The sequence below is a fragment of the Cytobacillus oceanisediminis 2691 genome, assembly GCF_000294775.2.
In the GTDB taxonomy this organism is placed as follows: Bacteria; Bacillota; Bacilli; order Bacillales; family Cytobacillaceae; genus Cytobacillus; species Cytobacillus pseudoceanisediminis.
On sequence record NZ_CP015506.1, the window covers coordinates 102624 to 128608 of the forward strand.

The window sequence follows — 25985 nt, forward strand, 5'->3', positions numbered from 1 at the left end:
TGACAAAGCGTTTAGCTTTGGAACATCTGACTGCACATAACAGGCTTTAGGAATTCTCATAAAATTATGAGCCATTAGCTCAGTCGGTAGAGCATCTGACTTTTAATCAGAGGGTCGAAGGTTCGAGTCCTTCATGGCTCACCATTTTAATTTCATATTGCGGGTGTGGCGGAATTGGCAGACGCACCAGACTTAGGATCTGGCGCCGCAAGGCGTGGGGGTTCGACTCCCTTCACCCGCACCATTCTTTAAGCGGAAGTAGTTCAGTGGTAGAACATCACCTTGCCAAGGTGGGGGTCGCGGGTTCGAATCCCGTCTTCCGCTCCATTTTTATGCCGGGGTGGCGGAACTGGCAGACGCACAGGACTTAAAATCCTGCGGTAGGTGACTACCGTACCGGTTCGATTCCGGTCCTCGGCACCATTTAATTTTATATTGCGCCCGTAGCTCAATTGGATAGAGCGTTTGACTACGGATCAAAAGGTTAGGGGTTCGACTCCTCTCGGGCGCGCCATATTACGGGGAGTAGCTCAGCTTGGTAGAGCACTTGGTTTGGGACCAAGGGGTCGCAGGTTCGAATCCTGTCTTCCCGACCATTAATATTGGGGCCTTAGCTCAGCTGGGAGAGCGCCTGCTTTGCACGCAGGAGGTCAGCGGTTCGATCCCGCTAGGCTCCACCAAAAAAACTTTCAAAAAAAGTTATTGACTCAGGTCTTTAAACCTGATAAGATAATAAAGTCGCCTCAAGCGGCGGATTGATCTTTGAAAACTGAACGAACAAAAACGTCAACGTTAATTCTTTAGTCTTTTTTGAAAAGACAACTTATGAGCTTAATCAACTCTTATATGGAGAGTTTGATCCTGGCTCAGGACGAACGCTGGCGGCGTGCCTAATACATGCAAGTCGAGCGGACAGATGGGAGCTTGCTCCCTGAAGTCAGCGGCGGACGGGTGAGTAACACGTGGGCAACCTGCCTGTAAGACTGGGATAACTCCGGGAAACCGGGGCTAATACCGGATAATTCTTTCCCTCACATGAGGGAAAGCTGAAAGATGGTTTCGGCTATCACTTACAGATGGGCCCGCGGCGCATTAGCTAGTTGGTGAGGTAACGGCTCACCAAGGCAACGATGCGTAGCCGACCTGAGAGGGTGATCGGCCACACTGGGACTGAGACACGGCCCAGACTCCTACGGGAGGCAGCAGTAGGGAATCTTCCGCAATGGACGAAAGTCTGACGGAGCAACGCCGCGTGAGTGATGAAGGTTTTCGGATCGTAAAACTCTGTTGTTAGGGAAGAACAAGTACCGGAGTAACTGCCGGTGCCTTGACGGTACCTAACCAGAAAGCCACGGCTAACTACGTGCCAGCAGCCGCGGTAATACGTAGGTGGCAAGCGTTGTCCGGAATTATTGGGCGTAAAGCGCGCGCAGGCGGTTCCTTAAGTCTGATGTGAAAGCCCCCGGCTCAACCGGGGAGGGTCATTGGAAACTGGGGAACTTGAGTGCAGAAGAGAAGAGTGGAATTCCACGTGTAGCGGTGAAATGCGTAGAGATGTGGAGGAACACCAGTGGCGAAGGCGACTCTTTGGTCTGTAACTGACGCTGAGGCGCGAAAGCGTGGGGAGCAAACAGGATTAGATACCCTGGTAGTCCACGCCGTAAACGATGAGTGCTAAGTGTTAGAGGGTTTCCGCCCTTTAGTGCTGCAGCAAACGCATTAAGCACTCCGCCTGGGGAGTACGGCCGCAAGGCTGAAACTCAAAGGAATTGACGGGGGCCCGCACAAGCGGTGGAGCATGTGGTTTAATTCGAAGCAACGCGAAGAACCTTACCAGGTCTTGACATCTCCTGACAACCCTAGAGATAGGGCGTTCCCCTTCGGGGGACAGGATGACAGGTGGTGCATGGTTGTCGTCAGCTCGTGTCGTGAGATGTTGGGTTAAGTCCCGCAACGAGCGCAACCCTTGATCTTAGTTGCCAGCATTCAGTTGGGCACTCTAAGGTGACTGCCGGTGACAAACCGGAGGAAGGTGGGGATGACGTCAAATCATCATGCCCCTTATGACCTGGGCTACACACGTGCTACAATGGATGGTACAAAGGGCTGCGAGACCGCGAGGTTAAGCGAATCCCATAAAACCATTCTCAGTTCGGATTGCAGGCTGCAACTCGCCTGCATGAAGCCGGAATCGCTAGTAATCGCGGATCAGCATGCCGCGGTGAATACGTTCCCGGGCCTTGTACACACCGCCCGTCACACCACGAGAGTTTGTAACACCCGAAGTCGGTGGGGTAACCTTTTGGAGCCAGCCGCCTAAGGTGGGACAGATGATTGGGGTGAAGTCGTAACAAGGTAGCCGTATCGGAAGGTGCGGCTGGATCACCTCCTTTCTAAGGATATTTACATGAAACGTGACGTGTTTTGTTCGTTCAGTTTTGAGAGTTCAATCTCTCAATGAAAGATTCGTTCTTTGAAAACTAGATAATGTTAATGAAGAAGCAATAACTGAGTAATCGCCATCTTAGTTTTTTTCTCTGATTTTGAAAATAAGTAAGAGCACAAACCATGAGGACGATGAGCGGCAAGGAGATCAAGGAAGCGACCGAGTGAGCACCGGAGCGTACTTCAGTACGTGAGGAGCGGAGCGAGAGAGCTGACGCAGAGATCCGCAGTCGATCAGCGGCCGAAGTAGGTTAAGTTAGAAAGGGCGCACGGTGAATGCCTTGGCACTAGGAGCCGATGAAGGACGGTACTAACACCGATATGCTTCGGGGAGCTGTAAGTAAGCTTTGATCCGGAGATTTCCGAATGGGGAAACCCCCTATCCGTAATGGGATAGGATCTTTACCTGAATACATAGGGTATAGAAGGCAGACCCGGGGAACTGAAACATCTAAGTACCCGGAGGAAGAGAAAGCAAACGCGATTCCCTGAGTAGCGGCGAGCGAAACGGGATTAGCCCAAACCAAGAGGCTTGCCTCTTGGGGTTGTAGGACACTCTACACGGAGTTACAAAGGAACGAGGTAAATGAACAGGTCTGGAAAGGCCGGCCAGAGAAGGTAAAAGCCCTGTAGTTGAAACTTCGTTCCCTCCAGAGTGGATCCTGAGTACGGCGGGACACGAGAAATCCCGTCGGAAGCAGGGAGGACCATCTCCCAAGGCTAAATACTCCCTAGTGACCGATAGTGAACCAGTACCGTGAGGGAAAGGTGAAAAGCACCCCGGAAGGGGAGTGAAAGAGATCCTGAAACCGTGTGCCTACAAGTAGTTAGAGCCCGTTAATGGGTGATAGCGTGCCTTTTGTAGAATGAACCGGCGAGTTACGATTACATGCGAGGTTAAGTTGATGAGACGGAGCCGCAGCGAAAGCGAGTCTGAATAGGGCGAATGAGTATGTGGTCGTAGACCCGAAACCAGGTGATCTACCCATGTCCAGGGTGAAGTCCAGGTAACACTGGATGGAGGCCCGAACCCACGCACGTTGAAAAGTGCGGGGATGAGGTGTGGGTAGCGGAGAAATTCCAATCGAACTTGGAGATAGCTGGTTCTCTCCGAAATAGCTTTAGGGCTAGCCTCATGTAGTAAGAGTCTTGGAGGTAGAGCACTGTTTGGACTAGGGGCCCCCATCGGGTTACCGAATTCAGACAAACTCCGAATGCCAAAGACTTATCCATGGGAGTCAGACTGCGAGTGATAAGATCCGTAGTCAAGAGGGAAACAGCCCAGACCACCAGCTAAGGTCCCAAAGTATACGTTAAGTGGAAAAGGATGTGGAGTTGCTTAGACAACCAGGATGTTGGCTTAGAAGCAGCCACCATTTAAAGAGTGCGTAATAGCTCACTGGTCGAGTGACTCCGCGCCGAAAATGTACCGGGGCTAAACGTATCACCGAAGCTGTGGATTGACATCTTACGATGTCAGTGGTAGGAGAGCGTTCTAAGGGCGTTGAAGCCAGACCGCAAGGACTGGTGGAGCGCTTAGAAGTGAGAATGCCGGTATGAGTAGCGAAAGATGGGTGAGAATCCCATCCACCGAATGCCTAAGGTTTCCTGAGGAAGGCTCGTCCGCTCAGGGTTAGTCGGGACCTAAGCCGAGGCTGAAAAGCGTAGGCGATGGACAACAGGTTGATATTCCTGTACCACCTCTTTACCGTTTGAGCAATGGGGGGACGCAGGAGGATAGGGTAAGCACGCTGCTGGATTAGCGTGTCCAAGCAGATAGGCCGGTAACGAGGCAAATCCCGTTACCACATAGGCTGAGCTGTGACGGCGAGGGAAATTTAGTACCGAAGTTCCTGATTCCACACTGCCAAGAAAAGCCTCTAGCGAGGGAAAAGGTGCCCGTACCGCAAACCGACACAGGTAGGCGAGGAGAGAATCCTAAGGTGAGCGAGAGAACTCTCGTTAAGGAACTCGGCAAAATGACCCCGTAACTTCGGGAGAAGGGGTGCTCATTAGGGTGAATAGCCCTGATGAGCCGCAGTGAATAGGCCCAGGCGACTGTTTAGCAAAAACACAGGTCTCTGCGAAGCCGCAAGGCGAAGTATAGGGGCTGACGCCTGCCCGGTGCTGGAAGGTTAAGAGGAGAGGTTAGCGCAAGCGAAGCTTTGAATCGAAGCCCCAGTAAACGGCGGCCGTAACTATAACGGTCCTAAGGTAGCGAAATTCCTTGTCGGGTAAGTTCCGACCCGCACGAAAGGCGTAACGATCTGGGCACTGTCTCAACGAGAGACTCGGTGAAATTATAGTACCTGTGAAGATGCAGGTTACCCGCGACAGGACGGAAAGACCCCGTGGAGCTTTACTGTAGCCTGATATTGAATTTTGGTACAGCTTGTACAGGATAGGTAGGAGCCTGAGAAGCCGGAGCGCCAGCTTCGGTGGAGGCGTCGGTGGGATACTACCCTGGCTGTATTGAAATTCTAACCCGCGCCCCTTATCGGGGCGGGAGACAGTGTCAGGTGGGCAGTTTGACTGGGGCGGTCGCCTCCTAAAAAGTAACGGAGGCGCCCAAAGGTTCCCTCAGAATGGTTGGAAATCATTCGCAGAGTGTAAAGGCACAAGGGAGCTTGACTGCGAGACCTACAAGTCGAGCAGGGACGAAAGTCGGGCTTAGTGATCCGGTGGTTCCGCATGGAAGGGCCATCGCTCAACGGATAAAAGCTACCCCGGGGATAACAGGCTTATCTCCCCCAAGAGTCCACATCGACGGGGAGGTTTGGCACCTCGATGTCGGCTCATCGCATCCTGGGGCTGTAGTCGGTCCCAAGGGTTGGGCTGTTCGCCCATTAAAGCGGTACGCGAGCTGGGTTCAGAACGTCGTGAGACAGTTCGGTCCCTATCCGTCGTGGGCGCAGGAAATTTGAGAGGAGCTGTCCTTAGTACGAGAGGACCGGGATGGACGCACCGCTGGTGTACCAGTTGTCTTGCCAAAGGCATCGCTGGGTAGCTATGTGCGGAAGGGATAAGTGCTGAAAGCATCTAAGCATGAAGCCCCCCTCGAGATGAGATTTCCCATAGCGTCAAGCTAGTAAGATCCCTGAAAGATGATCAGGTTGATAGGTCAGAGGTGGAAGCGTGGCGACATGTGGAGCTGACTGATACTAATCGATCGAGGACTTAACCAAAACGAAAAGCGGAGGCGACTGTTCAACTTCGAGAGACGTTGGAGAGCCGGCCATTCAAATCCTGGTTTTGGGATTTGGAGGGACGGATCGAAACGGCCGAGAAGTTAGGAGCCGAAGCTAGACAAGTCATTGGTGAATACTCGGCAAATGCTTCTTCATGCATTATCTAGTTTTGAGGGAACGAAGTTTCTTCAACCAAATAGTCCGGTGGCGATAGCGAGAAGGTCACACCCGTTCCCATACCGAACACGGAAGTTAAGCTTCTCAGCGCCGATGGTAGTTGGGGGCTGTCCCCCTGTGAGAGTAGGACGCTGCCGGGCATATGAAAGAGCACCTGATGGGTGCTCTTTTTTGTATGTCTGGAGATTTATTGAATACAAATTTCTTATTTGGACTCTGCTTTTTAGTGGGAAATTGAGCTAAATGTGAGTTTACTTCATAAAGCTCAATTCATGCTAGATAAAAGTATCGCTAACTGCATCGCAGCTTCATAGAATCCAGAATCAGGGCATTCAGCAGGTTCATTCAGCCATTCTGCAGGATTCCATCTCTCTATTCCGACCGAACATCAAGCCAGGACAGCTAACCATATCATCTGTCCATCTGGCAATCAAGCGCAAAACACTTCCCAGCCTCCAAAAAAACTTCTCCCATCCAAGCACAAACCCGCCCAATCAAAAATATATTGTTATCGACATTAACTTCCATTTTCAGGTTTGGGAAGTCAAAAAATGGGGGAAAATTATTAATACCCGCCAATTGCAAGAAATTACATAAATCATGTATAATTAATGTCAAATATAGTCAAAGTCAGATAGGGGGAGGCCTGGTGAGGAATATATCCGACATAATTGAAAATTATCTAAAACAGGTTTTAGAGAAGAGCGAAAGGGAAATCGTGGAAATTAAAAGAAGTGAAATTGCTGATAAGTTCCAGTGTGTTCCTTCTCAGATCAATTATGTGATCAACACCCGTTTCACGATTGAGAAAGGCTATGCAGTAGAAAGTAAGCGGGGAGGCGGGGGCTTCATCCGGATTATGAAAGTCCAGTCCTATGACCATGCTGATTTAATTGACCAGTTAATATCATTGGTTCAAAGCAGGATTGCCCAGAGCAGTGCAGAGAATGTCATTTACCGTCTGGTAGAAGAAGAGATTATAACACATAGGGAAGCTAAAATAATGCTTAGTGTTATAGACCGCTCTGTTCTGTATATTGATCTTCCATTCAGGGATGAGCTGAGGGCAAGAATGCTTAAGGCAATGTTAACCACTTTGAAATATAAATAGTAGTGAGCTGGAGAGGTGACGTCATGATTTGTCAGGAATGTAACCAAAGGCCGGCCACGCTGCACTTTACAAAGGTTGTAAATGGCGAGAAAGCAGAGTTTCATCTTTGCGAGAAATGCGCACAGGAAAAAGGTGAAATGTTTATGCTGGGCAGCGGGTCTGGTTTTTCAATAAATAACTTGCTTGCTGGTCTTCTGAATATTCAGCCTGCCTTTCAGGAATCGGGCCAGGACGCTTTTCAGCAGGAGAAAGTCCTGCAGTGTGAACAATGTTCCCTCACCTTTCAGCAGTTTATTAAAGTAGGCCGCTTTGGATGCGCCAACTGCTATGAGACCTTTAAAGATCAATTGAACCCTATTCTTAGAAGGCTACACAGCGGGAATTTCTCACACAGCGGAAAAATTCCTGCGCGAATCGGGGGAACCATTCACTTGCGAAGGAATATTGATGATTTAAAAAACAATTTAAAAGAAATGATTGCCAAAGAAGAGTTTGAAAGAGCGGCAGAATTGAGGGACGAAATAAGGAAATTGGAAAAGCAGCTCAATGCCGATCAAAAGGGAGGGGAGTAAGCTTGTCGCTGGAACGTTTCATGAATCAAGCTATTAGCTCCTGGATGAGTGCGGAAGGTCCTGATTCCGATATTGTATTAAGTTCACGAATCAGGCTTGCCCGCAATATAAAGCAATATAAATTCCCCACTTTATTTTCAAATGAAGAAGCAGAAGCAGTCATTGAAAAAATAAAGGCGAGGGTGGAGCATTCTTCTTTTTCGAAACTTGGGGAAATGGAGCTTTTATTAATGGATCGCCTTCAGCCTCTTCAAAAAAGAGTGCTGATGGAAAAGCATCTGATCAGTCCCCATCTTGCTGAGAATTCAACTTATGGTGCCTGCCTTCTTTCTGAAAATGAAGAAGTCAGCATCATGATTAATGAAGAAGACCATATAAGGATTCAATGCCTGTTTCCGGGGTTTCAGCTTTCTGAAGCCTTAAGTATGGCGAATGAAATTGATGATTGGCTGGAGGAAGAAGCCGATTATGCATTTGATGAAAATATTGGCTTTTTAACAAGCTGTCCCACAAATGTAGGTACAGGGCTCAGGGCATCGGTTATGATGCATTTGCCGGGCCTCGTTCTCACACAGCAAATGAACCGGATTATTCCGGCAATTAACCAGCTTGGTTTAGTTGTTAGAGGAATTTACGGGGAGGGCAGCGAAGCTTTAGGTAACATCTTTCAAGTTTCAAATCAGATCACTCTCGGAAAATCAGAAGAGGATATCGCAGAGGATCTGAAAAGCGTTGTCAGCCAGCTGATTTCTCAGGAAAGATCGGCAAGGGAAGCATTAGCAAAGACTTCTAACATACAATTAGAAGACAGAGTCTTCCGCTCTTATGGCATTTTATCAAATAGCCGGATCATTGAATCAAAGGAAGCAGCACAATGCTTGTCTGATGTTCGCCTGGGGATTGATATGAAGTACATTAAAAACATATCAAAAAATATATTGAATGAGCTGATGATCCTGACACAGCCCGGATTCCTGCAGCAATATGCAGGCGGGCCGCTGAGACCGCATGAACGCGATATCCGCAGGGCTTCATTAATCAGGGAAAGATTAAAAATGGAAGATCAAGAGTTGGGAGGATGAAAATATGATGTTCGGACGATTTACGGAAAGAGCTCAAAAAGTATTGGCTTTAGCACAGGAGGAAGCAATCCGTTTAGGACATAACAACATCGGAACAGAGCATATTCTGCTGGGGCTTGTACGCGAAGGTGAAGGCATTGCTGCAAAAGCTTTGTATGCTTTAGGCCTCGGCTCTGATAAGATCCAAAAAGAGGTTGAGAATTTAATCGGCAGGGGGCAGGATGCTTCCCAGACCATTCACTATACACCGCGTGCCAAGAAAGTTATTGAACTTTCCATGGACGAAGCAAGAAAGCTTGGCCATTCCTATGTAGGAACAGAGCATATCCTGCTTGGCCTGATCCGCGAGGGCGAAGGCGTGGCAGCGAGAGTGTTGAATAACCTAGGAGTCAGCCTCAATAAAGCGCGTCAGCAAGTGCTTCAGCTATTAGGCAGCAATGAGTCCGGCAGCCATCAGGGAGGGTCCGCAGCCAATGCGAACACACCGACACTGGATGGATTGGCACGTGACTTGACTGCTATTGCCAGAGAAGGAAGCCTGGATCCGGTTATTGGGCGAAGCAAAGAAATTCAGCGCGTAATCGAAGTATTAAGCCGCAGGACGAAAAACAACCCGGTTTTGATCGGTGAGCCTGGTGTAGGTAAAACAGCCATTGCAGAAGGCCTGGCACAGCAGATCATTAATAACGAAGTGCCGGAGACTCTTCGTGATAAAAGGGTTATGACGCTTGATATGGGTACAGTTGTAGCTGGAACGAAGTATCGCGGTGAATTTGAAGACCGCCTGAAGAAGGTAATGGATGAAATCAGGCAGGCCGGAAACATTATTTTATTCATTGACGAGCTTCATACATTAATAGGTGCAGGCGGAGCAGAAGGGGCGATAGATGCTTCCAACATCTTAAAGCCTTCTCTGGCACGCGGTGAACTTCAGTGCATAGGTGCAACAACTCTTGATGAATACAGAAAATACATTGAAAAGGATGCGGCACTTGAAAGAAGATTCCAGCCTATTACGGTTGATGAGCCTACTGCGGAAGAATCAGTACAGATTCTTGAAGGTCTTCGTGACCGTTATGAGGCACACCATCGCGTGACGATTACGGATGCAGCCATTCAAGCGGCTGTAAAACTATCAGACCGCTACATCTCAGACCGCTTCCTTCCAGATAAAGCGATTGATTTAATTGACGAAGCGGGTTCGAAGGTAAGACTTCGATCTTATACTACCCCTCCAAACCTGAAAGAGCTGGAGGTTAAACTCGAGGATGTAAGGAAAGAGAAAGATGCTGCCGTTCAAAGCCAGGAATTTGAAAAGGCGGCTTCCTTAAGAGATACAGAGCAGCGCCTGCGCGAACAGCTTGAAGAAACGAAGAAAACATGGAAAGAAAAGCAGGGCAAAGAGAACAGTGAAGTGACGGTTGAGGACATCGCCAATGTTGTGGCCAGCTGGACTGGAATCCCTGTATCGAAGCTGGCCCAAACAGAAACAGAAAAGCTTCTGAACCTGGAAGAAATTCTTCATTCCCGTGTAATCGGACAGGAAGAAGCGGTTAAGGCCATTTCGAAGGCTGTCCGCCGTGCCCGTGCAGGCCTTAAAGATCCGAAGCGCCCGATTGGCTCATTTGTATTCCTTGGGCCGACTGGTGTAGGTAAAACGGAGCTAGCCCGTGCATTAGCAGAAGCGATGTTCGGTGACGAGGATGCGATGATCCGCATCGATATGTCAGAATACATGGAGAAACACTCTACATCCCGTCTGGTAGGTTCACCTCCGGGCTATGTAGGATATGAAGAAGGCGGGCAGTTAACCGAAAAAGTCCGCAGAAAGCCATATTCTGTTGTGCTGCTGGATGAAATTGAAAAGGCACATCCTGATGTATTCAACATCCTTTTACAGGTATTGGAAGACGGAAGATTAACAGACTCTAAGGGCAGAACCGTTGATTTCCGCAATACCGTTCTGATTATGACATCCAATGTAGGTGCTGAAGCACTTAAGCGGAACAAATACGTTGGTTTTAACATCCAGGATGGGGAACAGGATTACAAAGATATGAAAGGAAAAGTAATGGAGGAGATGAAAAAGTCCTTCCGACCGGAATTCCTGAATCGTATCGATGAAATCATCGTTTTCCATGCATTGGAGAAAAAGCATCTTCAGGAAATTGTTTCGCTGATGTCTGACACGTTAACGAAACGATTGAAGGAACAGGATATTACACTGGAATTGACGGATGCAGCCAAAGAAAAAATCTCGGTTGAGGGTTATGATCCTGAGTACGGTGCACGTCCGCTTCGCCGGGCTATTCAAAAGCATATTGAAGACCGCTTATCCGAAGAGCTGTTAAAGGGCACAGTCCTAACCGGGCAATCCGTGGTAATCGATGTAAAGGATGGAGAATTTGTTGTGAAAACGGCTGAACCAAGCGGAACAGCAAATCTTCAGAAATAAGGTTAACGAACCCCTAATAAAGCATCAATAGATTTTACACAGCAAAAAGGTACACGTCCCTGTTATACGTGTACCTTTTTGTACTCTATCAGCCCATTTTTTCATTACAGCCTTAAAAGAGGTTTATTCTGCCGTTTTATGTTAATTTTAAGAGAGAAAGAGATATCAGGACAAAAACATTTTAAGACCCGTTGGAAAAGGGAATAGGAAGTAAACCGTACTTCTGTCATCACTGGTTCTTTCATGCAAGGCCGGTAATATTAAGATTTCCTTTAATACGGCTGGATGAATGTGTACAGAGAGGGGAAGAAGTATGGCTAAAAGAAAAACGAAATTCATGTGCCAGGAATGCGGCTATGAATCACCGAAGTGGATGGGGAAATGTCCGGGATGCGGACAGTGGAATACGATGGTGGAAGAGGTGGAGAAGCCTGCTTCAACGAGAAGGGGCGCTTTTGCTCATTCACAGGGCTCTGCCATAGCGGCGAAAGCTACACCGATTACATCCATTGAAACAGTCAGCGAACCACGCATACATACCGATTTAATAGAATTAAACCGTGTCCTTGGGGGAGGAATCGTTAGAGGTTCCCTTGTTCTTATTGGGGGAGATCCGGGCATCGGGAAATCAACGCTTCTTCTTCAAGTGTCATCACAGCTGGCGAACAGGAAGCATTCTGTTCTTTATATATCAGGGGAAGAATCCATGCGTCAGACGAAGCTGCGTGCTGACCGCTTAGGTGTTTCTTCAGACAATCTGCTTGTTTACTCGGAAACCAGCCTTGATGAAATCAGCAGAACAATTGATTCAGTGAGTCCTGACTTTGTCATTATAGACTCCATTCAGACGATCTTTCATCCTGAAGTGACATCAGCGCCTGGCAGCGTTTCTCAGGTCCGGGAATGTACCGCTGAGCTAATGCGCATCGGCAAAACGAAGGGAATTGCCATTTTTATCGTAGGGCATGTTACAAAGGAAGGGTCCATTGCCGGTCCAAGACTTCTGGAGCATATGGTTGATACGGTTTTGTACTTTGAGGGTGAACGCCATCATACATACCGGATCCTGCGGGCAGTGAAAAACAGATTTGGCTCAACAAACGAGATGGGCATTTTTGAAATGAAGGAATTTGGGCTTGAGGAAGTGGCTAACCCGTCAGAAATTTTCCTGGAAGAGCGGTCACAGGGAGCTGCCGGTTCAACAGTAGTTGCTTCTATGGAAGGAACGAGGCCAGTCCTGGTTGAAATTCAGGCGCTGATTTCTCCAACAAGCTTTGGAAATCCAAGACGAATGGCGACAGGAATTGATCATAACCGGGTTCCGCTCCTGATGGCGGTTTTGGAAAAACGGGTCGGGATGCTCCTGCAAAATCAGGATGCATACTTAAAAGTGGCTGGCGGAGTGAAGCTTGATGAACCGGCTATTGATCTGGCCATTGCTGTGAGTATTGCGTCAAGCTTTCGGGATAAGCCAACAAAGGCAACAGACTGCATCATCGGAGAAGTAGGACTCACAGGAGAGGTCAGGAGAGTATCAAGAATAGAACAAAGAGTGCAGGAGGCAGCCAAGCTGGGTTTTGAGCGGGTTATCCTGCCGGCGAACAATCTTGGCGGCTGGAGCGCACCGGGAGGAATTGAACTAATCGGAGTAAGTTCGGTCGGTGAAGCTCTTAAGGCTGCGTTAGGGGGATAAAGATGGAGACTAAAAAAATGGGCGAAAAAACGATGAGTGAAATCCTTCGGTTCATGGCTCCGGGTACGCCTATCAGGGAAGGGATTGATAATGTTCTTCGCGCTAATACAGGCGGGCTGATTGTATTGGGATCAAAGGAAAAGTTGAGTAACCTTGTTGATGGCGGGTTCCAAATCAATTGCCCATTTTCGCCAAGCTATTTGTATGAACTGGCCAAGATGGATGGAGCCATTATTTTAAATGAAGAAGGGAACAAGATTCTCATTGCTAATGCTCAGCTGGCTCCCGATCCTGGTGTACCTTCAACCGAAACGGGCATGCGGCACCGGACGGCTGAGCGGGTTGCCAGGCAAACAGGCGCATTAGTGATTGCCATTTCCCAGAGACGAAATGTCATTACCCTTTATAAAGGCCATTCACGCTATGCCCTGCGTGATATTGGCGTCATTTTAACTAAGGCGAATGTAGCCGTGCAGACTCTTGAAAAGTATAAGGTCGTTCTTGAACAGAGCATCGGCAACCTTAGCATCCTGGAATTTGAAGAGCTTGTTACATACAGTGACATCCTGCATGTTTTTCATAATATCGAAATGGTTCTGCGCATTAAAAATGAACTGCTCACCTACTTAAGTGAACTGGGTACTGAAGGAAGGCTGATTCGGCTCCAGATGAATGAGCTGCTGATGGAGCTTGAACGAGAAGCAGAATGGATTATAAAAGACTATGCTCAATCCAGGGACATCGACTCAAGGGATGCAATTGTTAAGCTTCAGGAGCTATCAAAAGGGGAAATGCTCGAAGATTCTGTCATTCTTAAGCTTCTTGGCTACAATGGGTATATTCATACGGAAGAATTCAAATGCCCCCGCGGCTACCGCATGCTGAATAAAGTTCCCCGCCTTCCGCCGATTATTATCGACAATCTGATTAACCGGTTTGAAGAATTTCCGAATATCATCACGGCGACAGTAGAGGAGCTCGATGAGGTAGAAGGAATCGGAGAGGTAAGGGCCAGAAAAATTAAAGAAGGACTTAAGCTCATAAAAGAGCAGGTTTTTGCGGACCGTCAGCTATAAAGAGACCATTGAACTATGTAATTAGTTATGCTAAAATGATAAGTTAATTATTTGACAGTTTATTGCCAATGGTGCTACCCTTAAAGTGTGTAGAAGTAAAAATTTAAGCAGTATAAAGACGTTTTTTTACTATCGTGAAATAATTATTAGGGAAAAATTGAAAATCCCCCGGATTCAGGGTTTCAATTTTGTGAATTTGTTTATAATGATTAAAAGGAGGTGACGGAATGTTAAAACGTATTGTACAGGCATGCTTCCTTATTATCGGGGTAACGCTGGGTATATTTTTGATTCCTGACTTATTAAAATTAATCAGTTTAGATGACATTCCTCTTTTAAATAATCCATATGTGTCCGCCATTTTAGGTGCTATTATTTTTTATCTTTTAACTTTTTGGGCGGTTGATCATGTCGTCAATTTCGTGAGATGGGCAGAAGAATCACTGGTAAAAGTACCTATAACAGATATTATTTTTGGAAGTGTCGGCCTGGTTTTTGGATTAGTCATTGCCTTTTTAATCGGATATGCACTAAATGCGATTGAGGTCCCGATTCTGAATACCGTTGCTCCGATTGTTCTGACGCTCCTGTTCGGCTATCTAGGATTTCAGGTGGGCTTTAAAAAGCGGGATGAGCTTTTAAGTTTAATTTCAAGCAAGAAAAAGAAGAGCAGTGAAGAAGAACCCGAACCTGAAGCTGCACCCAAAAACTCACTCAAGATTCTTGATACCAGCGTTATTATCGATGGACGCATTGCTGATATCTGTCAGACGGGCTTTCTGGAAGGTACGATTGTCATTCCTCAGTTTGTACTCGAAGAGCTTCAGCACATTGCTGATTCTTCAGATGTATTAAAGCGCAACCGTGGCAGACGGGGTCTGGATATACTGAATCGGATCCAAAAAGAGCTTTCGATTAATGTGGAAATCTATGAAGGCGATTTTGAAGAAATCCAAGAGGTGGACAGCAAGCTCGTGAAGCTGGCTAAGCTGACGAATGGCGTCGTTGTGACCAATGACTTTAACTTAAACAAGGTATGTGAACTGCAAAAAGTGGCAGTCCTCAATATTAATGACCTGGCAAATGCCGTCAAACCGGTTGTGCTTCCAGGCGAAGAAATGAAGGTACAGGTTATTAAGGACGGCAAGGAACAGAATCAGGGAATTGCTTATCTGGACGACGGCACGATGATTGTAGTGGAAGAAGGCAGAAATTATATTGGCAAACATATCGATGTTCTTGTCACAAGTGTTCTGCAGACATCAGCCGGACGAATGATCTTTGCAAAACCTAAGCTTCTGGAAAAAGCTTTATAATGTATGATAGAAAGTAGGACAGAATGTGCAGGGAGATTGCTTTCCCTGCCTTTTTCCTGCTTTTTTAAAAGATAGGAGCCATAATATGAATTATCAAGTGATTCTCCCGGCGGCCGGGCAGGGGAAAAGAATGGGAGCCGGAAAGAATAAGCTTCTCCTGGAAATCGGGAATGTCCCTGTGTTTATACATACGTTAAGAGTTTTTGAAAGTGACCCGGAATGCACGGGCATTTATCTGGCAATCAATCCTCAGGATGAGGAAGAAATACGCATTCTGTTAAAAGAGCATCAGATTACAAAAGTGGCCGCTATGGCAGAAGGCGGGCAGGAAAGGCAGCATAGCGTCTATAATGCGGCCAAGGCGGCTTCGGGTGAGCAAGTGGTGCTGGTTCATGACGCTGCCCGCCCTTTTATTACCCGGGATTTACTGCAGCCGCTGGTGAAAGCAGCATGGGAAAAAGGAGCTGCTGTTCTTGCAGTACCGCTGAAGGATACAGTTAAAAAAGCTGACGGAAATTTAATTACAGAAACACTTGAACGTTCCTGCCTGTGGGCTGTTCAAACTCCACAGGCCTTTCGTGTTTCTTCCCTGCTTGAGGCACACCGCAAGGCCGAGGAAGACGGCTTCCTGGGAACAGATGATGCCAGCCTTGTGGAGCGTTTAGGCAATGAAGTGGTGATTGTTCAAGGAAGTTACGATAATATTAAGCTGACTACACCAGAAGATATTTATTTTGCGGAAGCAATTATAAAGAAAAGAAGTCATATATAAAGGAGATTGTATAATGTTTCGGATTGGACAAGGTTTTGATGTTCATCAGTTTGCAGAAGGGCGCCCGCTGATTATCGGGGGTATTGAAATACCATATGAGAAAGGGCTGCTGGGGCATTCAGATGCAGATGTCCTGCTGCATACAGTGGCCGATGCCTGCCTTGGAGCAATTGGAGAAGGAGACATTGGTCGGCATTTTCCTGATACTGATCCTGAATTCAAGGATGCCGATTCTGCGAAGCTGCTCGCGCATGTGTGGGGAATCGTAAAAGAAAAAGGGTATGAGCTGGTTAATGCAGACTGCACCATCATTGCCCAGAAGCCGAAAATGGCTCCTCATATCGGGAAAATGCAGGAGCGGATTGCAGAGCTTCTGGAAACCGGGAAAGAAAATATTAATGTGAAAGCAACAACTACAGAAAAGCTTGGATTTACAGGACGGGGGGAGGGAATCGCCTCCCAGGCCGCTGTTTTGCTGAAAAAGAAAGAGAGCCAGTAAAATTACCTTTCAGAAGAAAAACCTGAGTGTTAAAATATAGCTTATTGCAGTCTAATGGGCAGTAAGACTCCCGATTTTGGACTCAAAGGATTCCAAGGGAGATACGCGGGAGTCAAACTGCCCGTATAGGCCCGATTGGTTCAACCAGCAATCAGTAGCGGGAAAGCTGGCTAAATGAGCAAATAAGTGTTCTATCGTTTGTATCAGCAACAAATCCCCATAGTTGTACCACTGATTGAGTTTCACTTTATCGTTAAGATTTTAAGGAGGCAATTAGTATGTCAAATGAAATCCGCGTCCGCTATGCTCCGAGTCCGACTGGACATTTGCATATCGGAAATGCAAGAACGGCGCTTTTCAACTATTTGTTTGCAAGAAGCAAAGGCGGGAAATTCATCATCCGCATTGAGGATACAGATAAGAAAAGGAATATTGAAGGCGGCGAAGAAAGCCAGCTTCACTATTTAAAATGGCTTGGCATGGATTGGGACGAGAGCATCGACCAGGAAGGCGAATTTGGCCCATACCGCCAATCTGAAAGAAATCATATCTATGAAACATACTACATGGAATTGCTCGACAAAGGGCATGCCTATAAATGCTATTGTACAGAAGAGGAACTGGAAGCAGAGCGAGAAGCTCAATCTGCAAAAGGCGATACTCCTGCTTACTCAGGAAAATGCCGTCATCTGACAGAGGATGAAAGAGCTGCACTGGAAGCAGAAGGCAGAAAGCCAAGCATCCGCTTCTTAGTGCCAAAAGGCAGGGAATTGACATTCAATGACATGGTAAAAGGCGAAGTGTCATTCGAATCTGAAGGCTTTGGCGATTTTGTCATTGTCAAAAAGGATGGCACTCCTACTTATAACTTTGCCGTAGCAGTGGATGACCACCTTATGAAAATTTCTCATGTCCTGCGCGGAGATGACCATATCTCCAATACGCCTAAGCAGCAGATGATATACGAAGCATTAGGCTGGGACATTCCGACGTTTGGCCATATGACGCTGATTGTCAATGAAAGCCGCAAAAAACTGAGCAAGCGGGACGAGACAATTATCCAGTTCATTGAGCAGTATGAAGAGCTCGGCTATCTGCCGGAAGCGCTCTTTAACTTTATTGCTCTGCTTGGCTGGTCTCCTGCAGGCGATGAAGAAATCTTCTCCAAAGAAGAATTCATTGATATTTTTGATGAAAGCAGATTATCAAAATCTCCTGCCCTTTTCGATAAGCAGAAGCTTGAGTGGATGAATAACCAGTACATGAAGAAGCTTGATCAAGACCGTCTGGTGGCCATTTCAGCCCCTCACCTGGTAAAGGCAGGTAAGATCAGTGAAAACTGGAAGCAGGAAAATGAAGATTGGGTTAGAAGCCTGATCACTCTTTATCAGGAAAAAATGAGCTATGGCGCTCAAATTGCTGAGCTTTCAGAACTGTTCTTTACAGAAGAAATGACAGTTGATGAAGAAGCGAAGGAAGTTCTGGCTGAAGAGCAGGTTCCTGAAGTGCTGTCTGCTTTCCTGCAGGAAATTGATAATATGTCAGAGTTCAAAGCGGATGAAATTAAAGCGGCCATGAAGGCTGTGCAAAAATCAACAGGCCACAAGGGCAAGAAACTGTTCATGCCAATCCGTTCAGCTACTACTGGCCAAACCCATGGGCCTGATCTGCCGCAGGCCATCGAGCTTTTAGGAAAAGAAAAAGTAAAAACTCGATTAATGAGCATTATTGGTTAACATCTTGGAGAAAATGTAATATAGTATTAAGTAAATTCTATATCGAAAAGTGTTGAAGAGGAAAAGTAAGAAAAAAGATGCTTTTTAGAGAGAACCATCACCGGCTGAAAGTGGTTTAAGCCTCTCCTTTTTCCGAAGTGCGCCTCAGAGCCTCAATTTGAACGGATGCCCATGTTTCCTAGTAGATTTGAGCGGAACTTATCCGTTAACAAGTTAAAGTTGAGGCTTCTGAAGCCTAAACAGAGTGGAACCGCGCATAAAGCGTCTCTGTCCGATTGTGGCAGAGGCGCTTTTTTATATTTTAAAACCTACTTTTATGGGCGGAGAAATATTATAGGGGAAAAGCTTTAGAAAAATAAAAAAAGAGATCGAGATCTATGTCGGGAGGGGAAATGAACAATGTTTGCAAGAATGAAGGAAGATATCGAAGTGGTATTTGAACAGGATCCGGCAGCAAGAAGTTATTTGGAAGTAGTATTAACATACTCAGGATTGCATGCTGTCTGGTCGCATCGCATAGCCCACGCACTTTTTAAAAGGAAGTTTTATTTTCTTGCAAGAGTTGTTTCCCAGGTCAGCCGCTTTTTCACAGGAATTGAAATTCACCCTGGAGCTAAGATCGGCAGACGCTTTTTTATCGACCATGGCATGGGGGTTGTCATCGGGGAAACTTGTGAAATCGGTGATAATGTAACTGTTTTCCAGGGTGTGACACTTGGGGGAACCGGAAAGGAAAAAGGCAAGCGGCATCCTACAATTAAGGACAACGCGCTGATCGCGACTGGTGCGAAGGTTTTGGGTTCCATTACTATTGGAGAGAATTCTAAGATAGGGGCAGGCTCTGTTGTCCTTCATGAGGTTCCGCCCAATTCAACCGTAGTCGGCATTCCTGGAAGAGTGAAAGTCCGGGATGGAGTAAAAATTAGCAAGGATTTAAATCATTGTGATCTTCCCGATCCAATTGCAGACCGGTTTAAGGAATTGGAGAAGGAGCTGCAGGAATTAAAAGGCGAAGTCGAAACGCTGAGGAAAGAAAGGAGCCAGATTCATGGCCATTCAAATCTATAATACACTTACTCGTCAAAAAGAAGATTTTATTCCCATAGAAGAGGGAAAAGTGAAAATGTATGTGTGCGGTCCTACCGTTTATAACTATATCCATATAGGGAATGCGCGCCCGCCAATTGTATTTGATACTGTGCGCAGATATCTTGAATTCCGCGGCTTCGATGTTCAGTATGTATCCAATTTTACTGATGTGGATGATAAGCTGATCCGCGTAGCCAATGAACTGGGAACGGATGTTCCAAGCATCGCGGAACGATTCATTAATGCCTACTTCGAAGACGTTTCTGCACTGGGCTGCAGAAAGGCTGATGTCCACCCGAGAGTGACAGAAAGCATCGATATCATTATTGAGTTTATCCAGACATTGATTGATAAAGGCTTCGCGTATGAATCAGAAGGGGATGTTTATTACCATACCCGTAAGTTCGATGAGTACGGAAAACTGTCCCATCAGTCCATTGATGAGTTGCGGGTCGGTGCCCGCATTGCGGTCGGCGAAAAGAAACAGGATTCTCTCGACTTTGTTCTTTGGAAAGCAGCGAAGGAAGGGGAAATCGCGTGGGAGAGCCCTTGGGGACAGGGAAGGCCGGGGTGGCATATTGAGTGCTCGGCTATGGCAAGGAAATACCTCGGGGACACAATTGATATTCATGCCGGCGGACAGGATCTGTCTTTCCCGCATCATGAAAATGAGATCGCCCAATCGGAAGCATTGACAGGCAAAACGTTTGCCCGCTATTGGATGCACAATGGCTATATTAATATCGACAACGAAAAAATGTCTAAATCACTGGGGAATTTCGTCCTGGTTCATGACATTATCCAAAAGCATGACCCGCAGGTTCTAAGATTTTTCATGCTGTCCGTACATTACAGACATCCGATTAACTACAGTGATGAGCTTCTTGAAAATACCCGTACAGGGCTCGAGCGCATTAAAACGTCTTATCACAATTTGCAGCATCGCAAAGAAGCAAGTGTGAACCTGACTGATAATAATCAGGAGTGGCTGGATAAAATAACCTCTCTACATGAACAGTTCATTCAAGATATGGATGATGATTTCAATACAGCCAATGCCGTATCTATTTTGTTCGAACTGTCTAAGCTTGCGAATTATTATCTGATGGAGAAAAACACAGCTGTTGAAGTGATTGATGCTTTCACGAAAGAATTCGAAACGCTGTTTGACGTATTGGGCCTTTCTCTTGAAGAAACAAATGCTGACCTTCTGGATGAGGAAATCGAACAGCTGATTGAGCAGAGGCAGCAGGCCAGAAAAGAGCGTAATTTCGAACTGGCAGACAAAATCCGCGATCAGCTGAAAGAGATGAATATTATCCTTGAAGATACACCGCAGGGAATCAGATGGAAAAGAGGCTAAGCAATGCTTCACTATGAAAACAAAATAGATGAAAAACAATTGAATAGTCTTGCCTTGGCGTATATGGGGGATGCGGTATTTGAAACCTATATACGCCACCATCTCCTTCAGAATGGACGGGTTCGGCCCCATTTTCTCCATAAGGAGGCAACCCGATATGTTTCTGCAAAAGCCCAGTCCATAATCATTCATGAATTAATTGACTCTGAACGGCTGACGGAGGAAGAACTGGCAGTAGTCCGCAGGGGGCGAAATGCAAAGTCCGGATCGGTGCCGAAAAATACAGATGTCCAAACATACAGATACAGCACAGCTTTTGAATCTCTTATCGGATATCTGTTTTTGTCGAAAAGACAGGAGCGGATGGAAGAGCTGATTCTGGAATCCATACATTTAGTTGAGAAAAGGAAAGGAGGAGCGGCAAAGTGAGCCAGGATTTTATCATCGGGAAAAATCCCGTTATTGAAGCATTAAAGTCAGAGAGGGATATTAATAAGATATTCATTGCAGAAGGTTCGCAAAGCGGGCAGATGCAGCAGGTAATCGGTTTGGCGAAGTCCGCCGGGGTACTGGTCCAGTTCGTTCCCAAGAAAAAAATAGATGGGATGGCAGAGGGGAATCATCAGGGTGTTATTGCACAGGTTGCTGCTTATCAATATGCAGAAATCGACGATTTGTTTGCTGCTGCAGAAAAGAAAAATGAAGCAGCTTTCTTCTTGCTGCTGGATGAGATAGAAGATCCCCATAATCTTGGCTCCATCATGAGAACCGCAGATGCAGTCGGGGCGCACGGGATCATTATTCCGAAGAGAAGAGCGGTCGGGCTCACGGCAACAGTAGCCAAAGCCTCAACAGGAGCGATCGAGTATATCCCGGTTGTCCGGGTTACGAATATGGCCAGAACAATTGATGAATTAAAAGAAAGAGGCGTCTGGATTGCCGGTACCGATGCAAAAGGGAAACAAGACTTCCGTCAGATGGATGGAACGATGCCTTTAGGTCTTGTAATTGGAAGCGAAGGTAAAGGGATGGGCCGCCTGATTCGCGATAAATGTGATTTTCTTATTAACCTGCCGATGGCTGGACATGTTACTTCCCTTAACGCATCAGTTGCTGCTGCGCTGCTCATGTATGAGGTTTATCGGAAACGGCACCCGCTTGAGGGATAGAAATGGACATCCTTCTTGTTGATGGATACAACATAATTGGTGCTTGGCCAGAACTCAGGGAGCTCAAAAACAAGGATTTATCGTCAGCAAGAGACCGCCTGATTGAAAAAATGGCCGAGTACCAGGGATATTCCGGGTACAGAGTGATTATCGTGTTTGATGCCCATTATGTAAAGGGCACGGAAAAAAAGTTTAAGGATTCAAAGGTCGAAGTTATTTTTACAAGAAATAATGAGACGGCCGATGAACGCATTGAAAAATTGGCTATTGATCTCAGTAATATTAAAACCCAAATTCATGTGGCAACCTCCGATTTCACAGAGCAATGGGTCATATTTGGCCAGGGAGCTCTAAGAAAATCAGCAAGGGAGCTGCTCAATGAAATGAATTTGATTGAAAGCAGCATCGAAAAAAAAGTAAAAAAAATTCAGCAGAAAAAGCCTGTATCCAAGATACCTCTCAGTGATGAAGTGGCAGAAATTTTTGAAAAATGGCGCAGAGGAGGACAATGAGCGGTTGACGCTTGAAAAATCCGTGCTGTATAATATTTCTAACCATGCTTGTACGGTCGGGGGGATCCTAGTGAGTGCTGACTTCAAGACAATCGACGAAAATCTTATAGACTTTATCCAGCTTGAGGACGAAGAAATAGTTGAGCTCGTGCATAAGGGCGAGAGTGAGGCCCTTGATTATCTGATTCATAAGTACCGCAATTTTGTCCGGGCAAAAGCAAGATCCTATTTTTTGATTGGCGCAGATAAAGAAGATATTGTACAAGAGGGAATGATCGGCTTATACAAGGCGATCCGCGATTTTAAAGAGGACAAGCTGTCTTCATTTAAAGCGTTTGCCGAACTGTGCATCACCAGGCAAATCATAACCGCCATCAAGACAGCGACCCGCCAAAAGCATATTCCGCTGAACTCTTATGTGTCTTTGGACAAGCCCATTTATGATGAGGAATCGGACAGGACGCTTATGGATGTAATCTCTGGGGCGAAGGTTATGGACCCTGAAGAGCTTATTATCAACCAGGAAGAATTTGATCACATTGAAGTGAAAATGTCAGAGCTTCTGAGTGACCTTGAACGAAAGGTGCTTGCCCTTTATTTGGATGGGCAGTCCTATCAGGAAATTTCCGAAGAACTGAACCGCCATGTTAAATCGATTGACAACGCCCTGCAGCGGGTGAAAAGAAAGCTGGAAAGATATTTGGAAGTGCGTGAATTTTCCCTATAGACAGAATTTCCCAACACCTTGCTTTTTTTGCAGTTATTGACATGTTTTGGGGTGCGTGTTAAAGTTTTAAGGGCGTAATGTGACTTAGTAGGTGGAAATATGACTAAAAAGGTAATTTTGGCTTGCTCTGTATGTGGTTCCAGAAATTATTCCACTGCGGGCAAAAATGATTCTGCAAGGCTGGAACTGAAGAAGTTCTGCAGCACATGCAGCGCTCATACGATCCATAAAGAAACAAAGTGATTATATAGATAAGAAGTTTGCTCTTTTAATAGCAGAAGCCTGAGCGTTTTATGCAGACTGGAAGATTGGTCTGATTTTGAAGCCGCTTTCGCTTCTTGTTAAAGGGTACATCTCTTGAAAGTTGGGGGTTACGAAATGCAGCGCATCGTGAATTTTTTCCGTGAAGTTGGCCGGGAAATGAAAAAGGTCAGCTGGCCTAAACGCAAAGAGCTGACAAACTATACTGTTACCGTTCTTGCTACGGTTACGTTCTTCGCTCTGTTTTTTGCGGTGATTGACCTGGGAATTTCTGAATTGATTCGTTTAATTCTTGAATAACCCCTGAGTTTCCATGGTATAATGGAGAATAACACAGGAAACATTTGCAAAGCCCGGAAACGGGTTTTTTAATTTGGTCAAAAATAATAAATTGTTGAATACAGGGAGGGAAGGACGAACAAGTCCTCGTAAATGGAAAAGAATTGGTATGTTGTTCACACGTACTCCGGCTATGAAAATAAAGTCAAAGCCAATCTGGAGAAACGTGTTGAATCAATGGGTATGCAAGATAAGATCTTCCGCGTGGTAGTTCCGGAAGAAGAAGAAACAGAATTGAAAAACGGCAAGAAAAAAGTAGTGAAGCGCAAAGTCTTCCCTGGTTATGTACTAGTAGAAATCGTGATGACGGATGATTCCTGGTATGTAGTAAGAAATACTCCGGGTGTAACTGGATTCGTAGGTTCAGCAGGTTCTGGCTCAAAGCCGACTCCACTATTGCCGGAAGAAGTTACGAACATCCTTAAGCATATGGGTGTTGAAGAAGCACGCTTTGATATCAACTTTGAGATCGGTGAAACAGTTCAGGTGAAAGAAGGTCCGTTTGCGAACTTCACAGGCACCATTGAAGATATTGATAAAGATAAGGCGAAGATTAAAGTGCTTGTCAACATGTTTGGCCGTGACACTCCGGTTGAATTAGATTTTTCACAGATTGAAAAACTGTAAGAAGCAGTCTGCTGAAAGTACTTTTATATATCTTTGTAAAAAAACTTGAAATTGCCTTTGAAAAGTGATAATATTTCAAAGGTCAGTATGTCTCGGACAAAGAGACTGGACAATTGTTAAAAGTTCTTTATCTTAATATAAAGACTATAAGTTGAGTGGGAGGGAATTTTCCCTATTACCACATCACGGACTTTAAGGAGGTGTGTCTCGTGGCTAAAAAAGTAATCAAACTTGTAAAGCTGCAAATCCCTGCAGGTAAAGCAAACCCTGCACCACCAGTAGGACCGGCACTAGGTCAAGCAGGTGTTAACATCATGGGATTCTGTAAGGAATTTAACGCTCGCACAGCTGAACAAGCTGGCTTAATCATTCCTGTTGAAATCACGGTTTTTGAAGACCGTTCATTTACATTTATTACGAAAACTCCTCCTGCTGCAGTTCTTCTTAAGAAAGCGGCTGGAATCGAGTCTGGTTCTGGTGAACCAAACCGTAATAAAGTAGCAACAGTCAAGCGTGACAAGGTACGCGAGATTGCTGAAACAAAGATGCCTGATCTAAACGCTGCTAGTGTAGAAGCTGCAATGCGTATGGTTGAAGGTACTGCACGCAGCATGGGTATCGTTATCGAGGACTAATCCATGCACGAAGCAGATTTAGGGATGAGGTTGCGACGCTGAATTTTGTTTCACTCGCAACCTTTGTTCTGTCTAGAGCAGGCGCCTTTGACCGAGGCGCCTCCGCTTTTAGTGTCTAGCTGCGGCGCCTAGCCCCTCGAGTCATAAGCTAATCCTCCCGGAAAGGTAAAGATCACCTTTCAGTGAGGCTCGTCTTATGCTTGTCGGGGCTGACCGAGGCGCCTCCGCTTTTACTCGTGGGAGGTTATTCCGCTAAAACCACAATCAAGGAGGAAATAAAAATGGCTAAAAAAGGTAAGAAATACGCAGAAGCTGTGAAGCTTGTTGATTCTTCAAAAGCTTACCCAATTGCTGAGGCGATTGAACTTGCGAAGAAAACTAATTTTGCAAAATTTGATGCAACTGTTGAGGTAGCATTCCGTCTAGGAGTTGACCCTAAGAAAGCTGACCAGCAAATCCGTGGAGCAGTTGTTCTTCCAAACGGAACTGGTAAAACTCAGCGCGTTCTTGTTTTCGCTAAGGGTGAAAAAGCGAAAGAAGCAGAAGCTGCTGGAGCAGATTTCGTAGGTGATTCTGAATACATCAACAAAATCAGCCAAGGCTGGTTCGACTTTGATGTAATCGTTGCTACACCTGACATGATGGGTGAAGTTGGTAAACTTGGCCGCGTATTAGGACCTAAAGGCTTAATGCCAAACCCTAAGACTGGCACAGTTACTTTTGACGTTCAAAAAGCAGTTAACGAAATCAAAGCAGGTAAAGTTGAATACCGTGTTGACAAAGCTGGTAACATCCACGTGCCAATCGGTAAAGTATCTTTCGAAGACGAAAAGCTTGTTGAAAACTTCAACACTATTTTCGATACAATGATGAAAGTGAAGCCTGCTGCTGCTAAAGGAACTTACATGAAGAACGTTTCTGTTACTTCTACTATGGGACCTGGCGTAAAAGTAGATCCTTCATCTGTTGCAGTAAAATAATAACAATTGACATTCTAAAATACATGCTGTAATATGTATTTTGTTGTTAAAATATAATAACATTTGTGCCGTAGACAGCAGGTGCTTAATTGCTTAATTTCCTGCCGAGGTATTACGATAGAATTGCTTTTTCTTGCTATTGTATACTTCCTCCATGTCTG

21 protein-coding genes, 7 tRNA genes, 3 rRNA genes and 2 other annotated features (1 of these 33 only partly in view) are annotated in these 25985 nt (G+C 45.9%); all 31 genes read left to right on the forward strand.

Going from position 1 to position 25985, the window contains the following annotated elements; translation table 11 throughout:
- Positions 1–68 precede the first annotated feature (68 nt).
- The 31 genes from A361_RS00525 (at position 69) to rplA (ending at position 25824) form a co-directional block, all read left to right on the forward strand.
- Positions 69–144: transfer RNA gene (locus A361_RS00525), tRNA-Lys, on the forward strand.
- 15 nt (positions 145–159) lie between these two features.
- Positions 160–244 (forward strand) — tRNA-Leu (locus A361_RS00530).
- A gap of 8 nt (positions 245–252) precedes the next feature.
- Positions 253–327 (forward strand) — tRNA-Gly (locus A361_RS00535).
- Positions 328–334: 7 nt separating this feature from the next.
- A tRNA-Leu gene (locus A361_RS00540) sits at positions 335–423 on the forward strand.
- Positions 424–437: 14 nt separating this feature from the next.
- Positions 438–514: transfer RNA gene (locus A361_RS00545), tRNA-Arg, on the forward strand.
- 5 nt (positions 515–519) lie between these two features.
- Positions 520–596 (forward strand) — tRNA-Pro (locus tag A361_RS00550).
- A gap of 8 nt (positions 597–604) precedes the next feature.
- A tRNA-Ala gene (locus tag A361_RS00555) sits at positions 605–680 on the forward strand.
- Between the two features lie 163 nt (positions 681–843).
- Positions 844–2393 (forward strand): 16S ribosomal RNA (locus A361_RS00560).
- Positions 2394–2694: 301 nt separating this feature from the next.
- Positions 2695–5630: ribosomal RNA gene (locus A361_RS00565) — 23S ribosomal RNA — on the forward strand.
- A gap of 203 nt (positions 5631–5833) precedes the next feature.
- A 5S ribosomal RNA gene (rrf, locus tag A361_RS00570) occupies positions 5834–5950 on the forward strand.
- The 16S, 23S and 5S rRNA genes sit together here with 7 tRNA genes alongside, the layout of an rRNA operon.
- 509 nt (positions 5951–6459) lie before the next feature.
- The gene (locus tag A361_RS00575; protein WP_009336509.1) at positions 6460–6921 is read left to right on the forward strand and encodes a CtsR family transcriptional regulator; all 462 of its coding nucleotides are present in this window, start codon (positions 6460–6462) and stop codon (positions 6919–6921) included.
- A gap of 23 nt (positions 6922–6944) precedes the next feature.
- Positions 6945–7493 carry a UvrB/UvrC motif-containing protein gene (locus A361_RS00580; RefSeq protein WP_009336510.1) on the forward strand — a complete coding sequence of 183 codons (549 nt, stop codon included), beginning with the start codon at positions 6945–6947 and terminating at the stop codon, positions 7491–7493.
- A 2-nt stretch (positions 7494–7495) separates the two neighbouring features.
- Positions 7496–8575 (forward strand): protein arginine kinase, encoded by a 1080-nt coding sequence (locus A361_RS00585; protein WP_009336512.1) that lies wholly within the window; start codon positions 7496–7498, stop codon positions 8573–8575.
- Between the two features lie 4 nt (positions 8576–8579).
- Positions 8580–11030 (forward strand): ATP-dependent protease ATP-binding subunit ClpC, encoded by a 2451-nt coding sequence (gene clpC / locus A361_RS00590; RefSeq protein WP_009336514.1) that lies wholly within the window; start codon positions 8580–8582, stop codon positions 11028–11030.
- Between the two features lie 313 nt (positions 11031–11343).
- Positions 11344–12723, forward strand: coding sequence for a DNA repair protein RadA (gene radA / locus A361_RS00595; RefSeq protein WP_009336516.1), 1380 nt, complete (start codon positions 11344–11346; stop codon positions 12721–12723).
- A gap of 2 nt (positions 12724–12725) precedes the next feature.
- On the forward strand, positions 12726–13799 hold the full coding sequence (disA, locus tag A361_RS00600) for a DNA integrity scanning diadenylate cyclase DisA (RefSeq protein ID WP_009336517.1): 1074 nt from the start codon (positions 12726–12728) through the stop codon (positions 13797–13799).
- 227 nt (positions 13800–14026) lie between these two features.
- Complete coding sequence (locus tag A361_RS00605; protein WP_019382775.1) at positions 14027–15115, forward strand: PIN/TRAM domain-containing protein; 1089 nt, start codon at positions 14027–14029, stop codon at positions 15113–15115.
- Positions 15116–15200: 85 nt separating this feature from the next.
- Positions 15201–15887, forward strand: coding sequence for a 2-C-methyl-D-erythritol 4-phosphate cytidylyltransferase (ispD, locus tag A361_RS00610; protein WP_019382776.1), 687 nt, complete (start codon positions 15201–15203; stop codon positions 15885–15887).
- Positions 15888–15900: 13 nt separating this feature from the next.
- The gene (ispF, locus tag A361_RS00615; RefSeq protein WP_009336523.1) at positions 15901–16386 is read left to right on the forward strand and encodes a 2-C-methyl-D-erythritol 2,4-cyclodiphosphate synthase; all 486 of its coding nucleotides are present in this window, start codon (positions 15901–15903) and stop codon (positions 16384–16386) included.
- 278 nt (positions 16387–16664) lie between these two features.
- A complete protein-coding gene (gene gltX, locus A361_RS00620; protein ID WP_019382777.1) occupies positions 16665–18122 on the forward strand; it encodes a glutamate--tRNA ligase in 1458 nt (485 codons plus the stop codon).
- A 43-nt stretch (positions 18123–18165) separates the two neighbouring features.
- Positions 18166–18394: a binding site (T-box leader), on the forward strand.
- A 127-nt stretch (positions 18395–18521) separates the two neighbouring features.
- Entirely contained in the window at positions 18522–19190 is a 669-nt protein-coding gene (gene cysE / locus A361_RS00625; RefSeq protein ID WP_009336526.1) for a serine O-acetyltransferase, read from the forward strand.
- Complete coding sequence (gene cysS, locus A361_RS00630; protein WP_009336528.1) at positions 19171–20574, forward strand: cysteine--tRNA ligase; 1404 nt, start codon at positions 19171–19173, stop codon at positions 20572–20574. Before cysE ends, cysS begins: the two co-directional genes overlap by 20 nt.
- A 3-nt stretch (positions 20575–20577) precedes the next feature.
- Complete coding sequence (locus tag A361_RS00635; protein ID WP_019382778.1) at positions 20578–21003, forward strand: Mini-ribonuclease 3; 426 nt, start codon at positions 20578–20580, stop codon at positions 21001–21003.
- A complete protein-coding gene (rlmB, locus tag A361_RS00640; protein WP_009336532.1) occupies positions 21000–21743 on the forward strand; it encodes a 23S rRNA (guanosine(2251)-2'-O)-methyltransferase RlmB in 744 nt (247 codons plus the stop codon). The genes A361_RS00635 and rlmB overlap by 4 nt, the downstream gene beginning before the upstream one ends.
- A gap of 2 nt (positions 21744–21745) precedes the next feature.
- Complete coding sequence (locus A361_RS00645) at positions 21746–22255, forward strand: NYN domain-containing protein (RefSeq protein WP_009336534.1); 510 nt, start codon at positions 21746–21748, stop codon at positions 22253–22255.
- A 70-nt stretch (positions 22256–22325) separates the two neighbouring features.
- Positions 22326–22982: an RNA polymerase sporulation sigma factor SigH gene (gene sigH / locus A361_RS00650; protein WP_009336536.1), complete on the forward strand. Its 657-nt coding sequence runs from the start codon at positions 22326–22328 to the stop codon at positions 22980–22982.
- A gap of 99 nt (positions 22983–23081) precedes the next feature.
- Complete coding sequence (gene rpmG / locus A361_RS00655; RefSeq protein ID WP_009336538.1) at positions 23082–23225, forward strand: 50S ribosomal protein L33; 144 nt, start codon at positions 23082–23084, stop codon at positions 23223–23225.
- A 135-nt stretch (positions 23226–23360) separates the two neighbouring features.
- The gene (secE, locus tag A361_RS00660) at positions 23361–23543 is read left to right on the forward strand and encodes a preprotein translocase subunit SecE (RefSeq protein WP_009336541.1); all 183 of its coding nucleotides are present in this window, start codon (positions 23361–23363) and stop codon (positions 23541–23543) included.
- 132 nt (positions 23544–23675) lie between these two features.
- Entirely contained in the window at positions 23676–24209 is a 534-nt protein-coding gene (nusG, locus tag A361_RS00665; protein WP_009336543.1) for a transcription termination/antitermination protein NusG, read from the forward strand.
- A 209-nt stretch (positions 24210–24418) separates the two neighbouring features.
- Positions 24419–24844 carry a 50S ribosomal protein L11 gene (rplK, locus tag A361_RS00670; protein ID WP_009336545.1) on the forward strand — a complete coding sequence of 142 codons (426 nt, stop codon included), beginning with the start codon at positions 24419–24421 and terminating at the stop codon, positions 24842–24844.
- Between the two features lie 236 nt (positions 24845–25080).
- Positions 25081–25824, forward strand: coding sequence for a 50S ribosomal protein L1 (gene rplA, locus A361_RS00675; protein ID WP_026041788.1), 744 nt, complete (start codon positions 25081–25083; stop codon positions 25822–25824).
- A 50-nt stretch (positions 25825–25874) separates the two neighbouring features.
- Positions 25875–25985, forward strand: a sequence feature (ribosomal protein L10 leader region); it runs 29 nt beyond the window's last position.

What these genes read in the sequence shown, in the direction of transcription:
- A361_RS00645 (WP_009336534.1), top strand. Translation starts at nt 21,746, where the DNA reads ATGGACATCCTTCTTGTTGATGGATACAACATAATTGGTGCTTGGCCA.
- A361_RS00635 (WP_019382778.1), top strand. Translation starts at nt 20,578, where the DNA reads ATGCTTCACTATGAAAACAAAATAGATGAAAAACAATTGAATAGTCTT.
- clpC (WP_009336514.1), top strand. Translation starts at nt 8,580, where the DNA reads ATGATGTTCGGACGATTTACGGAAAGAGCTCAAAAAGTATTGGCTTTA.
- ispF (WP_009336523.1), top strand. Translation starts at nt 15,901, where the DNA reads ATGTTTCGGATTGGACAAGGTTTTGATGTTCATCAGTTTGCAGAAGGG.
- disA (WP_009336517.1), top strand. Translation starts at nt 12,726, where the DNA reads ATGGAGACTAAAAAAATGGGCGAAAAAACGATGAGTGAAATCCTTCGG.
- gltX (WP_019382777.1), top strand. Translation starts at nt 16,665, where the DNA reads ATGTCAAATGAAATCCGCGTCCGCTATGCTCCGAGTCCGACTGGACAT.
- secE (WP_009336541.1), top strand. Translation starts at nt 23,361, where the DNA reads ATGCAGCGCATCGTGAATTTTTTCCGTGAAGTTGGCCGGGAAATGAAA.
- cysE (WP_009336526.1), top strand. Translation starts at nt 18,522, where the DNA reads ATGTTTGCAAGAATGAAGGAAGATATCGAAGTGGTATTTGAACAGGAT.
- radA (WP_009336516.1), top strand. Translation starts at nt 11,344, where the DNA reads ATGGCTAAAAGAAAAACGAAATTCATGTGCCAGGAATGCGGCTATGAA.
- cysS (WP_009336528.1), top strand. Translation starts at nt 19,171, where the DNA reads ATGGCCATTCAAATCTATAATACACTTACTCGTCAAAAAGAAGATTTT.
- nusG (WP_009336543.1), top strand. Translation starts at nt 23,676, where the DNA reads ATGGAAAAGAATTGGTATGTTGTTCACACGTACTCCGGCTATGAAAAT.
- rpmG (WP_009336538.1), top strand. Translation starts at nt 23,082, where the DNA reads ATGACTAAAAAGGTAATTTTGGCTTGCTCTGTATGTGGTTCCAGAAAT.
- ispD (WP_019382776.1), top strand. Translation starts at nt 15,201, where the DNA reads ATGAATTATCAAGTGATTCTCCCGGCGGCCGGGCAGGGGAAAAGAATG.
- A361_RS00580 (WP_009336510.1), top strand. Translation starts at nt 6,945, where the DNA reads ATGATTTGTCAGGAATGTAACCAAAGGCCGGCCACGCTGCACTTTACA.
- A361_RS00605 (WP_019382775.1), top strand. Translation starts at nt 14,027, where the DNA reads ATGTTAAAACGTATTGTACAGGCATGCTTCCTTATTATCGGGGTAACG.